This is a genomic window from Synechococcus sp. MVIR-18-1 (assembly GCF_014279835.1).
Taxonomy (GTDB): domain Bacteria; phylum Cyanobacteriota; class Cyanobacteriia; order PCC-6307; family Cyanobiaceae; genus Synechococcus_C.
The window spans coordinates 944,685-957,989 of sequence record NZ_CP047942.1 but is presented as its reverse complement, the minus strand read 5'-3'; the positions used below and the strand labels follow the sequence as shown (position 1 = coordinate 957,989).

Below are 13,305 nucleotides of genomic sequence, written 5' to 3'. Positions count from 1 at the left end.
AAAAAGAGCATGAGCCGTTACAGCGAAATCCGCCCCAGTGAGCGCTTACCCGAATGGTTAAGACGTCCCATCGGTAATGCCTCGGCGATTGAGCAGGTGCAATCCCTGGTCAAACAAAATGGGCTGAACACGATTTGCGAGGAGGGACGCTGCCCTAATCGGGGGGAGTGTTATGCAGCCGGCACCGCAACCTTCTTGCTAGGAGGCTCCATCTGCACCCGTAGTTGTGCGTTCTGCCAAGTCGATAAAGGCCGTGCGCCCGAAGCCTTGAACCCTGAGGAGGGGGGACGGGTGGCAGAAGCCGTGCTTCGCATGGGTCTGCGCTACGTGGTCCTCACGGCCGTAGCCCGCGATGACCTTGAAGACCATGGAGCCAGCTTGTTCACAAGCGCAATGGCGGCGATCCGTGCCCGCAATCCCTTGATCGCGATCGAAGTGCTCACCCCAGACTTCTGGGGCGGTGTGGCCGATCAAGCCAAAGCCCTCCAGGCTCAACAGCAACGTCTCGCCAGCGTTCTGAAGGCACAGCCCGTTTGTTTCAACCACAATCTTGAAACGGTGAAGCGACTGCAAGGCGAAGTTCGCCGTGGGGCGACTTACACACGCTCGCTTGGGCTGCTTGCCGCGGCCAGAGAACTTGCCCCATCGATACCCACCAAAAGTGGCCTGATGCTCGGCTTGGGCGAGAGCAAAGAGGAAGTCATCGACACCTTGAAAGACCTACGCCATGTGGATTGTCAGCGCATCACCCTCGGCCAATACCTCAGGCCATCTTTGGCCCATATCCCCGTAGCGCGTTACTGGCACCCCACCGAATTTGCAGAGCTTGGGGCCATCGCCACAGACCTTGGTTTTACTCAAGTGCGTAGTGGGCCATTGGTTCGCAGCAGCTATCACGCAGCGGGAGACTGAGCCGTCCAGCGCTGCGCAGCTCGCTGCTGCACCTCGGCACAATCCGCCGTCATCAGAGCGCCAGCACCACCCCAAACCATCCGCAGAGGCAAGTCCCAAACAGCGGCTTCCACCTCATGCACAGTGCTGAATCCACGTTGCTGGAAGTAACGCACCAAGCGCCGATGCTGGCCCTCTGCATCCCGTATCGCCAACAACCTGGCCCTTAGGCAAGGGGTGGACTCAAGCGCCCAAGCCATGGTGGCGGCCCAGATCAGATCTCCCGTGCCAGCGGGAGCTTGGGGTCGAACTCGCATGGTGTCGAGCTGCAATCCAGTGGTAGCGCCATAGGCCCAAGCTTTCATCTCGCCCTGGAGTTGCAAGCGATCAGCCGCCAACTGTTCAGCCACCACCAAGCGCAAACTCCAAAGCCCTAGGGGGCGTCCAACTTTGAGGCGCAGCAGCAAGCCACGTTCGCGTGCCTGAGCTTCTAAATCATTAAGCATCAGCACGCGGGCAGAGAAGAGAAAGGACTCACCTCGACCACCGAGGCAATGGGAAGTGGGCCATACAGATGCGGGAAAAGCACGCCTGTATGGATGGCATCTGCTCGCAGGGGGGCAGACACCAGCTTCGGATTGATTCTGAGCGTTAGGACGGCACCAGCGTCGGCATAAAACCGGTCAAACGTGGCTTGCAGCTGCTCTTGCCAAGACAGATGAATGAATCCCACCTGTTCGAGGGACAAGCCGCGCGTTGAAACGCGATAGTCGCCTCGCTCTAGAGCAGCCTGCCAATCGGATTCCAAGGCGAGATGAAACAGCGGTTGATCCATGGGAATTGCAATGGCATCAGCCGGAAAAATCGGTTGCATTCCACCTGACAACCAGGGATCAGCACGTTGCATCAATCGTTCCATCATCGGATCATCGAGAAAGCGCATCAGCCATTCCCGCAACGGTGCCAAGTGAGGATCAGCATCAAATCCAGCCGCATCGGTCAGACGCCACTGCCTTACAAACGGCCATAGGGCCGCATCCGCCAAAGCCATCCGATCAGCCAGCAACCAACCGTTCCTGCTGATGCGTTCGCTCCAGCTGCGCAGAATCACAAGACCAGCCTGGCGATGGTCCTCTTTTAAGGCTCCGGGATAACGGTCGGTGTACTTGAAACGATCGAGATGATGCTTCAACGACCGATCATTTTCTTCAATCAAAAGAGCTGAGTCTTCAGCCTCCAACACGCCACAGGGATCAGCCTTCTGCAAAGCCCAGCGCATGATCGCCAAACTCTCATCGATCACGCTGCCGTCAGCTAAGACCAGAACCGGAACCGTGCCTTTAGGAGAGGCCTCCAGCATCGCTGCAGGCTTGGCTTTGAGTTCAATTTCTCTCCACTGCACCATGAGACCGGCCTGGAGCAGGGCCCAGCGAGCACGCATCGCATAGGGACAACGGCGAAAGCTGTAGAGGATGGGCAGCAAGCGAAGTCTGAAAGCAAGACATGGCCACTGAAGCACTAGGCCTGAAGCTGGTCGATCTGTTGTTGGCGCATGGCAAATCTGCGGCGATCGGCCTCTGTGAATTGATCGATGCAATGCAAACACTGCACGCCCTTGATGTAGCTCGGCAGGGTTTGCTGCTCAGAGGAAACCGGCAAACCGCAGGCATGGCATAGGCAGTAGTCACCTCGTTCCAACTGATGATTCAGCGCAACGCGCTGATCAAACACGAAACACTCCCCTCGCCATCGGCTGTTCTGCTCTGGAACCTCTTCGAGATAGCGAAGAATGCCTCCACGCAAATGATGGACTTCACCAAAGCCCTGCTGTTGCAAAAAACTGCTGGCCTTTTCACAGCGAATGCCACCGGTGCAAAACATGGCAATGCGCTTAGGGCCCTCTTGTGCAACGCGAGGACGAAGCGTCTGATCCACCCAGTCGGGAAAGTCCCGGAAGCTTTCCGTTTGCGGATTTAAGGCCCCTGCAAAACTACCGATCGCCACCTCGTAGGTGTTGCGCGCATCGATCACCAGCGTGTCGGGATCATCAATCAAGGCATTCCAATCCTGAGGATCCACATAGGTGCCAACACTGTCACGAGGATCCACTTGCGGTTGTCCAAGCGTCACGATCTCTCGCTTGCTCCTGGCCTTAAAGCGTCGAAACACTTGATCAGGATTCCAGCTGCGTTTCACCTCCAGGCAGTCGTAATGGGCCTCACCAAGCGGAAGCTGGCTGCGTAGAAGGGCTAGCAATCGCTCCACTCCCAACGAAGGACCACAGACCGTGCCGTTCACACCTTCAGCAGCGATCAACACCGAACCAAGAACGGTTTCAGCCTGCGCCAGGGGGGGCAGGGCGGTTAGCAGCTCCTGTTGATCGGCGTCCGCCAACGGGGTAAAGGCATAAAAAGCTGCAACTAGCAGATCGTCCTGAATCCCATCTGCTCCCATCGCAGCTCCCATCAGGCAGCCGCTGGGGAGTGCCAGTTGGCCTGCACACCGGCAGTTCGAAGCAGCGCACGGTCAGCCTCCACCGCGGGATTTCCAGTCGTGAGGAGCGTTTCGCCATAAAAAATCGAATCCGCACCAGCTTGCAAACACAAAATCTGCGCCTCCTGGCTGAGCTGTTCCCGACCCGCACTGAGGCGAACCCGACTGCCGGGCATCAGGATCCTCGTCACGGCAATCATGCGAACCAACTCGATGGGATCGATGGGGGGGAGTTCCTCGAGCGGAGTGCCCTCTACCGCCACCAAAGCGTTAATCGGAACGCTCTCCGGATGGGGATTGATCGACGCCAGCACCTGCAGCATCGAGGCTCGGTCCTTCACAGTTTCCCCCATACCAATGATGCCGCCGCAGCAGAGAGTCACACCTGCTTGACGCACCCGCTCAAGCGTCTCCAGACGTTCTTGGAAGGTCCGCGTCGTGATGATTTTGTCGTAGTGCTCAGGGCTGGTATCAAGGTTGTGGTTGTAGGCCGTTAGACCCGCCTCAGCGAGACGCTTTGCCTGGTCATCGGTGAGCATCCCGGCGGTGACGCAAGCTTCCATCCCCAAGGCACGCACGCCACTCACCATCTGCAACATCGCCTCGAATGGGGCACCTTCGCGGATTTCACGCCAAGCCCAGCCCATGCAAAATCGGTCCGCACCAGCCTGCTTGGCAGCTTTGGCTCGCTCTAAAACAGGAGCCACCTGCAATTCGGGCTGACCTGTGACATCACTGCTGTGATGCATCGATTGGGGGCAGTACGCGCAGTCTTCTTCGCACCCTCCGGTTTTGACACTCAACAGCGAAGCCAACTGGACGTGATATCCAGGGTTGGTTGCACGATGCACCCCCTGAGCACGCCAAAGCAAATCCATCAGGGGAAGATCCAAAAGCGCTTCGATCTCGCTTCGCGTCCAGTCATGGCGCACTTCAACCGCTTCCGTCATCAACCCTGAGAGAGAACCTCGAACCCTCAGGATCCCAGAGCATCGGCGATTAGACCACTAACCCCCCAAAGCGACGGGTTCGACTTTGATAATCCAAGAACGCGCTTACTAAGGCCTCACGATCGAAATCGGGCCAAAGAACATCGGTGACGTGGATTTCGGCGTAAGCGAGCTGCCACAACAAAAAATTGCTGATTCGATGTTCACCACTCGTGCGAATCAAGAGATCGGGATCAATTTCTCCGGCTGTGAACAGTTCTCCAGCGAGGGTCTGCTCGTCGATCTTGGAGGGGTCCAGCTCACCGGTTGCTGCCCGTTCAGCCAGCCGTCTGGCTGCGACAACCAGCTCATGCCGTCCTCCGTAGTTGGTGCAAACGTTGAAATGAATTCCATCGTTCAACGCCGTACGCTTCGTCGCTTCGTCGATCAAGGACTGCAGACGGGACGGCAGGGGCTCAAGATCGCCAAGAAAACGGATCCGAACCCTCTCCTTTTCCAAAGCCTGAAGCTCGCGTTCGAGGACCCGCTCAAACAACGTCATCAAAAAATTCACTTCATCGCCTGGGCGAGACCAGTTTTCTGTGGAGAAGGCGTAGGCGGTAAGAGCCTTCACACCCCAATCGCTGCAACGACGCAAGGTCGCTTTCAGAGCCTCAACACCTGCCCGGTGCCCCATGACACGCGGTAAGCCCCTTGATTGGGCCCAGCGTCCATTGCCATCCATGATCACTGCCACATGAGCGGGCAAACGCTGAGGATTGATCTCGGCAGGACAAACCTCAATCCGAGCGTCATCTGAACTAGTGACCAAGCGTTGACTCAAAGCGATGAGTCCTGGGAAGCATTTTTCACGCTACGTGAAGACCCGGTTTTCGCTGAAGCAGAGGACACCGGAGCCGCCATCAACTCGGTCAATAAATCCTGAAGACGCGAACTGGTGATCGGACGTTCGAGCTTGCCCTGATTCGCGAGCGACAACGTGCCTGTTTCTTCAGAAACCACCACACAAATGCAGCGGTCGAAGCGTTCTGTAATGCCTAAAGCAGCGAGGTGTCTTGTGCCATAGCGACTGATGCCTTGACGCGACAGCGGCAAGATCACGCCAGCAGAAAGAATGCGATTTCCCTTCAGCACCACGGCACCATCATGGAGAGGTGTGTCGGAAGCAAACAGATTGAGAAGGAGTTCACTGCTCAACTGAGCGTCGACGGTTACCCCTGGGTTCAGGAAATCCTCGGGGCGCAAGTCACTGCCTAAATCCACCACCATCAAGGCACCGCGGCGAGATTTAGACAGCCGACCTGCAGCATCGGTTAATTGGGCGACAGTGCTGGCGGTCGCTCTGAGCTTGCTTTGAGGATTGCCCAACAGAACGGCGAGCCGCCCTGTGCCGAGGAGCTCCATCAAGCGGCGCAATTCACCCTGCCAAAGAATGGCCAGAGAAAGGGAGCAGGCGAGAACTAATGCATCGACCAACGTCGATGTCAGCGGAAGATTGAAAAACCGCTTGACGAACCAAGCGAGAGCAACGAGAAACAGGTAACCCCTCAACAGCCAAAGGGTTCGCTGCTCGTTGACTCTCGTAAAGAGAAGAAAACCGAGAGCAGAGGCGCATAAAACGTCGATCAGCAGGCGAAGTTGCAACACCGCCATTCCGTTTATGCACCTCTCATAATTTCAAGCTCAGTGTACCGAGCGCAGGCGATCTGGCATCAGGTCATAACGCAGTAAATCCTCTGGCTGCTCACGCCGCTGAATCAGTTCCGCCTCTCCTTGATGCACCAACACAGCAGCGGGTCTCGGAATCCGGTTGTAGTTCGAGCTCATCGAAAGGTTGTAGGCACCTGTTGCCAGGACCACCAGCACCTCACCGCTGCGGCAAGACGGAAACGACAAATCCTTGAGCAACACGTCGCCGGATTCACAGTGCTTCCCAGCCAAGGTGATCGTTTCGTCTGCCGGCGCCAGGGGGCGGTCCGCAAGACATGCCGTGTAGAGCGACTGGTAGGTGATCGGACGCGGGTTGTCGCTCATGCCACCGTCAACGGAGACGTAGGTGCGAACGCCTGGTACCACCTTGCGAGCGCCCACGGTGTAAACCGTCACGCCACTGGACGCCACCAGAGAACGACCCGGCTCGCACATCAAGCGTGGCAATTCAAGACCGCGCTCCCGGCACGCCACGGTCACCGCGTCTGCCACCACCTTGACCCAAGCATCGATCGACGGTGGATCGTCTGATTCGACGTAGCGAATTCCGAGTCCCCCACCAACATTGAGATCACGCACTGGGTGACCGAGCTCACGGGCCAACTTGAGGGCATCAGCCATCACAGCCGCCAAATCCCGATGCGGATCCAGTTCAAAAATCTGCGACCCGATGTGCGCATGTAGACCTTCAACACGAGCCCACGCACACCCTGCCAAGGCTGTCAACACGGGCTGCAGCTGATCGGGATCAAACCCGAATTTGCTGTCTAGATGTCCTGTACGGATGTACTCGTGGGTATGGCATTCGATGCCCGGTGTGAAACGCAGCATCAAGCGCACGGGCGCTGCGCCCTTAGGAACGAGCTCAGCCAGGCAATCCAGATCGTGCTGGTTATCAGCTACGACCATCACGCCATGGCTGTAGGCGAGGGCGAGCTCCTCAACAGATTTGTTGTTGCCATGCAGCACCATGCGTTCCGGTGGCATGCCGCCGTTAAGGGCTGTAAGCAGCTCTCCAGCGGAGACGGCATCAAGACCAAGCCCTTCTGAGGCCACGAGGCCTGTTAAGGCCAGGGAGCTATGGGCTTTGGATGCATACACGGCAAGGGAATCACCGTGGTAATGACGCTTTAGGGCTTCCCGATACTCCTGAGCGGAGGCACGAATACTGACCTCATCAAGGACGTAAAGCGGGGTGCCGTATCGCTCTGCGAGTTCGCTCAGACAGCAGCCCCCCACCATCAGACGGCCTTGATCATCGAGCTCAGCCGACACGGGAGCCAGATTGCGATTGGGGCTGACGGGATCACAGCCGGATTCATAAGGTGTGGCCAAGGCGTCGTCAGGAATAGGCGATCGAGGCAATCTAGGTAGCGATGCTTCTCAACCCTGACTCCAAAACGATCCGACTCCAGCGAACGCATGCTTTGGCATGCCTGAAACTCGATGCCCTATCCCTCCATGGCCTTTGGACTTCAGACCATTGGGAGCGAGAACTCTCCGACCCCCAGCGAATTTGTATCGGGATTGCTGCTAGCGCAGACACGTTGTTAGCAATGGCCTGTGGCTGGGTTGTTTTGGATGAACTCCAAATCACTGTGCTTGGGGTTGAACCAGAGCATCGGCGCCGCGGACTGGGCCGAGCAGTTTTGAAACGGCTGCTACTGGATGCCAGCAGCGCAGGCGCGAGACACGCCATCCTCGATGTGGCTGAAGACAATCACGGGGCACGAACTCTTTACAGCGCGTTTGGCTTCCAAACTGTTGGTCGCCGTGACCGCTACTACCGAGACGGCAAGGACGCCTTGATTCAGTCGTTAGAGATGCAAAGAGAAATGAAACTCAATTCAGCACTCAGCTGGTAGGGATACCCGCCCTGATCGAACAGAAACCCGCACTACATTTCTGCATTGATTAACACTTTTTCAGGGCCTCACCCCAAATCACTACTGGGATCTGGGTTGGTATCGAGAGTGATCACAACAACTCTTCATCCCTGATAGCTTGGTTTCACCATTAACGGCCCTCAAGATGTTCGAGCGGTTTACCGAGAAGGCCATCAAGGTGATCATGCTGGCCCAAGAAGAGGCTCGTCGCCTCGGCCACAACTTTGTTGGAACAGAGCAAATTTTGTTGGGTTTGATCGGTGAAGGCACCGGCGTCGCCGCCAAGGTGCTCAAGTCGATGGGCGTCAACCTCAAGGATGCTCGAGTTGAAGTTGAAAAAATCATTGGCAGGGGATCTGGCTTCGTTGCCGTTGAAATCCCCTTCACGCCACGTGCCAAGCGTGTTCTTGAACTCTCCTTAGAAGAAGCAAGGCAGCTTGGCCACAACTACATCGGCACCGAGCATCTCCTTTTAGGCCTCATTCGTGAAGGAGAAGGCGTTGCAGCACGAGTGCTCGAAAATCTTGGAGTTGACCTGGCGAAGGTGCGCACTCAAGTGATTCGCATGCTCGGCGAAACAGCTGAGGTGGGTGCTGGTGGTGGAGGCGGAGCCAAAGGCTCTACCAAAACCCCAACTTTGGATGAATTCGGTACGAACCTCACCCAACTGGCAACTGAAGCCAAGTTGGACCCGGTTGTCGGACGCCACAAGGAGATCGACCGAGTGATTCAAATCCTCGGCCGACGCACAAAAAACAACCCTGTTCTCATCGGTGAACCTGGTGTTGGCAAAACAGCTATTGCCGAGGGCTTGGCTCAACGGATTCAGCAAGGTGATATTCCAGACATTCTTGAAGAAAAGCGAGTTCTCACCCTCGACATCGGCTTGCTTGTTGCAGGTACGAAGTATCGCGGGGAGTTTGAAGAGCGGCTGAAAAAGATCATGGAAGAGATCAAATCAGCCGGCAATGTGATTTTGGTGATCGACGAAGTTCATACGTTGATTGGTGCTGGTGCAGCCGAAGGTGCGATTGACGCAGCAAACATTCTCAAGCCAGCACTAGCTCGAGGTGAACTTCAATGCATCGGAGCAACAACGCTCGATGAATACCGCAAACATATTGAGCGCGATGCGGCTTTGGAACGTCGTTTCCAGCCCGTCACGGTGGGCGAACCTTCCATTCCGGAAACCATTGAAATCCTGAGGGGACTGCGTGAGCGCTATGAGCAGCACCATCGCCTGAAAATCACTGACGCGGCTCTCGATGCAGCGGCAACATTGGGTGATCGATACATCTCCGATCGTTTCCTTCCAGACAAGGCCATTGATCTGATTGATGAAGCTGGAAGCAGAGTTCGTTTGCTCAATTCCAAGCTGCCTCCTGCAGCCAAGGAAGTGGATAAAGAGCTCCGCGCCGTCCAGAAGGAAAAAGAGGATGCGGTTCGCGAACAAGATTTCAATCGTGCGGGAGAACTGCGTGATAAAGAAGTTGAGTTGCGTGAAAAGATCCGTACGTTGCTGCAAAGCAGCAGAGAAGATACCCCAGTCAATACTGGGGATGAGGCTCAAACCTCTGAGGCTGCAGTTGGTGAAATGGCGGCCTCTGAACCCACAGAGGGATCAGTCGCAAAACCACAACTTCTCACCACTCCTGTTGTGGACGAGGAAGACATCGCCCACATTGTGGCCTCATGGACCGGGGTTCCCGTTCAGAAACTCACAGAAAGTGAGTCCTTCAAATTGTTGAACATGGAGGAAACTCTCCATCAGCGGTTGATCGGACAAGATGAAGCCGTGAAAGCGGTGTCCAAGGCAATTCGTCGTGCCCGGGTTGGCCTAAAAAACCCCAATCGTCCTATTGCAAGCTTCATTTTCTCGGGCCCTACTGGTGTAGGCAAAACAGAGCTCACCAAGGCTCTAGCCGCCTATTTCTTCGGCAGCGAAGAAGCGATGATTCGCCTTGACATGTCGGAGTTCATGGAGAGGCATACGGTCAGCAAATTGATCGGTTCTCCTCCGGGCTACGTGGGATTTAACGAAGGAGGACAGCTCACTGAAGCGGTTCGTCGTCGTCCCTACACCGTTGTGCTCTTTGACGAAATCGAGAAAGCCCATCCCGATGTTTTCAACTTGCTTCTGCAACTTCTAGAGGACGGTCGCCTGACCGATTCCAAAGGAAGAACCGTTGATTTCAAAAACACTTTGATCATCATGACTTCGAACATTGGTTCGAAAGTGATTGAGAAAGGTGGCGGCGGACTTGGTTTTGAATTCTCTGGTGAAAATGCTGAGGAGAATCAATACAACAGGATTAAATCTCTTGTTAATGAGGAACTAAAGCAGTACTTCAGGCCTGAATTCCTGAACCGTCTCGATGAAATCATTGTCTTCCGTCAACTCAACCGTGAGGAAGTGAAAGACATCGCCGAGATCATGCTTAAAGAAGTGTTCGCTCGAATCGGTGACAAGGGAATCACTTTGACGGTCTCCAATGCCTTCAAAGAGCGTCTTGTGGAGGAGGGCTACAACCCTGCCTACGGAGCAAGACCACTGCGTCGTGCAGTGATGCGCCTTCTCGAAGACAGCCTGGCGGAGGAAGTCCTCACCGGCCGTATCAAGGAAGGTGATTCCGCTGAGGTGGACATCGACCACGACAAAAAAGTGGTTGTCCGCCACCTCAACACCTCCACCCCAGTGACACCCCAATTGGCCAACGCTGGGGTTTGAGGCAACCATGACCACATCGTTGGTTTGCCATACCCATGCCATCGCTCCTTCCCGGGTCATTCGGGGGGAGCAGGCCTGGGAGCGAAGTCTTCCTGCCATTGCTGCTCTCTGTCAGAGACCTGCACTGCTTGGACGTAGTTCTGCAACCCAATCCATCCGTGCCGGATTAAAAGCCGATCTCACTGGAAGCGATCTCACAGTTGTAGAGGCCCAACTCAATTTCGACTGTTGCGAGGAGGACCTCATCCGCCTTGAAGCTTTTCTGAAGGAATCTGCTTGCGATTGCGTGATTGCAGCCGGTGGAGGAAAGGTCCTAGATGCGGGAAAACTTTTGGCGTTTCGCCTCAAACTTCCATGCATCACGGTGCCGCTTAGTGCCGCAACCTGTGCAGGCTGGACAGCTCTCGCAAACATCTATTCCCGAGATGGAGCGTTTGTTTCTGATCAGTCCCTTGATGCTTGCCCGGATCTCTTGATTTTTGATCACGGTCTAGTGCGTCAAGCACCAAACCAAACCCTGGCCAGTGGCATCGCCGACGCCCTCGCGAAGTGGTACGAAGCCTCTGTAGGAAGCGGATCCAGTACCGACGGAATCATCCAACAGGCCGTTCAAATGGCCCGGGTGCTTCGCGATCAACTCTTGATTGATGCCCTTGATGCCATGGCTCGTCCTGACAGTGAGTCTTGGGTGCGCGTCGCTGAAGCCTGTGGTCTTACCGCCGGTGTGATCGGAGGCCTTGGAGGAGCGCAATGCAGAACGGTTGCAGCCCACGCGGTGCATAACGGCCTAACGCAATTGCCGGCCTGTCACGGCAAGTTGCACGGCGAAAAAGTGGGTTTCGGCATTCTTGTGCAGCTCCGGCTTGAAGAACGCCTGGGCGGGAATCAATTAGCAGCTCAATCCCGCCGTCAACTTCTGCCCTTGCTCAAGCAGCTTGGAGTCCCCATCACGCTCCAAGATCTTGGTCTTGGAGAAACCGGCTTGAATGACTTGCGCGCCATTTGCAGCTTCGCCTGCCGGCCAGGATCCGATCTACACCATCTCCCCTTCGAAGTCACAGAGACCGATCTGCTTGAAGCTCTCGTGAGCACCGACGCGGACAGTCGCTCCGTCAGCACGTCGCTGGAGACTGAGGCTTGACCAACAAGCGCATTCTCGAAAACGCAGCCTCCACACTTCTCGATCCTCTGGCCCGTGAGCAGCTTCAAGGATTGGACTGGTTGGAACTCTCTTGCACCAATGCGGGATCAGACCATTACCCAGTGGTCACAGTGGGCAGTGGGCCGCCCGTGCTGTTGCTGCATGGATTTGATAGCTCCAATCTGGAATTCCGACGCTTGGTGCCTCTGCTCAAAACCAACAACACGCTGATCATTCCCGATCTCTTCGGGTTTGGGTTCTGCCCAAGACCAGAACACACCAGCTACGGACCTGAGCTGGTTCTGAACCACCTCGATGCGCTGCTCGACACCCTGCCAACAGACCAAACCATCGGTGTGATCGGGGCCTCAATGGGTGGATCTGTTGCCATGGAACTCGCGCGGCGTCATCCCCATCGGATCGATCGCCTGCTGCTTCTGGCTCCAGCAGGTCTGGACGGCAAACCGATGCCACTGCCTCCGGTCCTCGACCAAGTTGGGGTTTGGTTTCTTGGAAGACCCGGCGTGAGACGAGGGTTATGCAGACAAGCCTTCGCCGATCCAGACAGCAATGTTGGAGAGCCTGAAATTGAGATTGCATCCCTGCATCTCAAGGTGCCTGGATGGGCGCGTTCCCTCGCGTCCTTCGCCCGCAGCGGAGGCTTTGCCGGTTGTGGCAGCCCGCTTCCCTCCCAGCCCTTGCATGTGCTCTGGGGTGAACAAGATCGCATCCTGCGCGCTCCTCAAAAACGGTCCGCTCAGGAGTTATTAGGAGACAAGCTTGAATCCGTTGCCAATTGCGGGCATCTTCCCCATATCGATCAGCCGGAGTTGGTGGCACAACGCTGGCTGGGATCAGAATGCCCTCCATGAATGCAACTAGCTCAGGACCGCTGCTTCAACTGCTCTCCAATGGTCTACAGCTTTGGATCCGCAGCCAATGCGATGACGTGGGTGAGTTGAAGCTGACCCTGCAAGGTTCGGCCTTGCAACTCCTGCGAGGCAAGCTGGACGGTGTGTCCTTAACGGCCCGCAAAGTGAGTTTTCAGAAACTCCCCCTTCTGCGTGCTGAACTGAAAACAGGTGCCCTTCGAGCACACATCAACCCCTCCCATCCTGGCCAGCCCATTCAGCTCTCCCATCCCTTCAACATTGATGGGGAGGTTGTCTTAAGCGGAACCGATCTCAATCGCGCTTTCGCCAGTGATCGTTGGAGGTGGCTGGGAGATCTCCTCAGTGAGCAATTGATAGGGCTAACTCCTCTTCGTGCTTTGAGCATCGACGACGACTTACTGGAATTGCAGGCTGCCGTGATTGCAACGCAAGATCCTGTTCGCGCTCGATTTGGTCTTCAGGCCTCAGAGGGCACCATTGAGATCACCCATCTCGAGACAGGAAAATCGTTTTTATTGCCGATGGATCCTGGCATTCACATACAACATGCGCACCTCAAAGCAGGCCAATTAATTCTTCAAGGGAAGGCAATCGTTAGCCCCTAACTTTCAGC

At 55.8% G+C, this 13,305-nt stretch carries 13 protein-coding genes; 6 read left to right on the top strand and 7 right to left on the bottom strand.

All coding sequences use genetic code 11. From position 1 onward, the window contains the following. The first annotated feature begins 9 nt into the window (after window positions 1–9). Window positions 10–912: a lipoyl synthase gene (lipA, locus tag SynMVIR181_RS05090; protein WP_186590521.1), complete on the top strand. Its 903-nt coding sequence runs from the start codon at window positions 10–12 to the stop codon at window positions 910–912. Here the strand turns inward: lipA and SynMVIR181_RS05085 are convergent. The 7 genes from SynMVIR181_RS05085 to lysA are packed head-to-tail and all read right to left on the bottom strand — an operon-like array spanning window position 894 to window position 7,379. Continuing rightward, window positions 894–1,397 (bottom strand): hypothetical protein, encoded by a 504-nt coding sequence (locus SynMVIR181_RS05085; protein ID WP_186590522.1) that lies wholly within the window; start codon window positions 1,395–1,397, stop codon window positions 894–896. The genes lipA and SynMVIR181_RS05085 overlap by 19 nt on opposite strands. Beyond that, the gene (locus tag SynMVIR181_RS05080) at window positions 1,397–2,374 is read right to left on the bottom strand and encodes a DUF952 domain-containing protein (protein ID WP_186590210.1); all 978 of its coding nucleotides are present in this window, start codon (window positions 2,372–2,374) and stop codon (window positions 1,397–1,399) included. The genes SynMVIR181_RS05085 and SynMVIR181_RS05080 overlap by 1 nt, the downstream gene beginning before the upstream one ends. 35 nt (window positions 2,375–2,409) lie before the next feature. Further along, entirely contained in the window at window positions 2,410–3,357 is a 948-nt protein-coding gene (locus SynMVIR181_RS05075; RefSeq protein WP_186590209.1) for a rhodanese-related sulfurtransferase, read from the bottom strand. Beyond that, window positions 3,357–4,334 carry a biotin synthase BioB gene (bioB, locus tag SynMVIR181_RS05070; protein WP_186525016.1) on the bottom strand — a complete coding sequence of 326 codons (978 nt, stop codon included), beginning with the start codon at window positions 4,332–4,334 and terminating at the stop codon, window positions 3,357–3,359. Before bioB ends, SynMVIR181_RS05075 begins: the two co-directional genes overlap by 1 nt. A 49-nt stretch (window positions 4,335–4,383) precedes the next feature. Further along, entirely contained in the window at window positions 4,384–5,157 is a 774-nt protein-coding gene (locus tag SynMVIR181_RS05065; RefSeq protein WP_186590208.1) for an isoprenyl transferase, read from the bottom strand. Then, window positions 5,154–5,987 carry a diadenylate cyclase CdaA gene (gene cdaA / locus SynMVIR181_RS05060; RefSeq protein ID WP_186590207.1) on the bottom strand — a complete coding sequence of 278 codons (834 nt, stop codon included), beginning with the start codon at window positions 5,985–5,987 and terminating at the stop codon, window positions 5,154–5,156. The genes SynMVIR181_RS05065 and cdaA overlap by 4 nt, the downstream gene beginning before the upstream one ends. Window positions 5,988–6,017: 30 nt before the next feature. After that, entirely contained in the window at window positions 6,018–7,379 is a 1,362-nt protein-coding gene (gene lysA, locus SynMVIR181_RS05055; protein WP_186590206.1) for a diaminopimelate decarboxylase, read from the bottom strand. A 41-nt stretch (window positions 7,380–7,420) separates the two neighbouring features. Here lysA and SynMVIR181_RS05050 point away from each other — a divergent pair, with 41 nt between their 5' ends. The 5 genes from SynMVIR181_RS05050 (at window position 7,421) to SynMVIR181_RS05030 (ending at window position 13,297) form a co-directional block, all read left to right on the top strand. Further along, on the top strand, window positions 7,421–7,909 hold the full coding sequence (locus SynMVIR181_RS05050) for a GNAT family N-acetyltransferase (RefSeq protein ID WP_255444455.1): 489 nt from the start codon (window positions 7,421–7,423) through the stop codon (window positions 7,907–7,909). Between the two features lie 166 nt (window positions 7,910–8,075). After that, window positions 8,076–10,658: an ATP-dependent Clp protease ATP-binding subunit gene (locus SynMVIR181_RS05045; RefSeq protein WP_186590519.1), complete on the top strand. Its 2,583-nt coding sequence runs from the start codon at window positions 8,076–8,078 to the stop codon at window positions 10,656–10,658. Between the two features lie 7 nt (window positions 10,659–10,665). After that, window positions 10,666–11,799, top strand: a complete 1,134-nt coding sequence (locus tag SynMVIR181_RS05040) for an iron-containing alcohol dehydrogenase family protein (RefSeq protein ID WP_186590205.1) — start codon at window positions 10,666–10,668, stop codon at window positions 11,797–11,799. After that, window positions 11,796–12,671, top strand: coding sequence for an alpha/beta fold hydrolase (locus SynMVIR181_RS05035; protein WP_186590204.1), 876 nt, complete (start codon window positions 11,796–11,798; stop codon window positions 12,669–12,671). Before SynMVIR181_RS05040 ends, SynMVIR181_RS05035 begins: the two co-directional genes overlap by 4 nt. After that, the gene (locus SynMVIR181_RS05030; RefSeq protein ID WP_186590203.1) at window positions 12,659–13,297 is read left to right on the top strand and encodes a DUF2993 domain-containing protein; all 639 of its coding nucleotides are present in this window, start codon (window positions 12,659–12,661) and stop codon (window positions 13,295–13,297) included. Before SynMVIR181_RS05035 ends, SynMVIR181_RS05030 begins: the two co-directional genes overlap by 13 nt. Window positions 13,298–13,305 lie beyond the last annotated feature (8 nt).

Excerpts from the sequence above, each read along its gene's own strand:
- lipA (WP_186590521.1), top strand. The coding sequence starts at position 10 with ATGAGCCGTTACAGCGAAATCCGCCCCAGTGAGCGCTTACCCGAATGG.
- SynMVIR181_RS05085 (WP_186590522.1), bottom strand. The coding sequence starts at position 1,397 with ATGCTTAATGATTTAGAAGCTCAGGCACGCGAACGTGGCTTGCTGCTG.
- SynMVIR181_RS05075 (WP_186590209.1), bottom strand. The coding sequence starts at position 3,357 with ATGGGAGCTGCGATGGGAGCAGATGGGATTCAGGACGATCTGCTAGTT.
- bioB (WP_186525016.1), bottom strand. The coding sequence starts at position 4,334 with ATGACGGAAGCGGTTGAAGTGCGCCATGACTGGACGCGAAGCGAGATC.
- cdaA (WP_186590207.1), bottom strand. The coding sequence starts at position 5,987 with ATGGCGGTGTTGCAACTTCGCCTGCTGATCGACGTTTTATGCGCCTCT.
- SynMVIR181_RS05050 (WP_255444455.1), top strand. The coding sequence starts at position 7,421 with ATGCTTCTCAACCCTGACTCCAAAACGATCCGACTCCAGCGAACGCAT.
- SynMVIR181_RS05045 (WP_186590519.1), top strand. The coding sequence starts at position 8,076 with ATGTTCGAGCGGTTTACCGAGAAGGCCATCAAGGTGATCATGCTGGCC.
- SynMVIR181_RS05040 (WP_186590205.1), top strand. The coding sequence starts at position 10,666 with ATGACCACATCGTTGGTTTGCCATACCCATGCCATCGCTCCTTCCCGG.
- SynMVIR181_RS05030 (WP_186590203.1), top strand. The coding sequence starts at position 12,659 with ATGCCCTCCATGAATGCAACTAGCTCAGGACCGCTGCTTCAACTGCTC.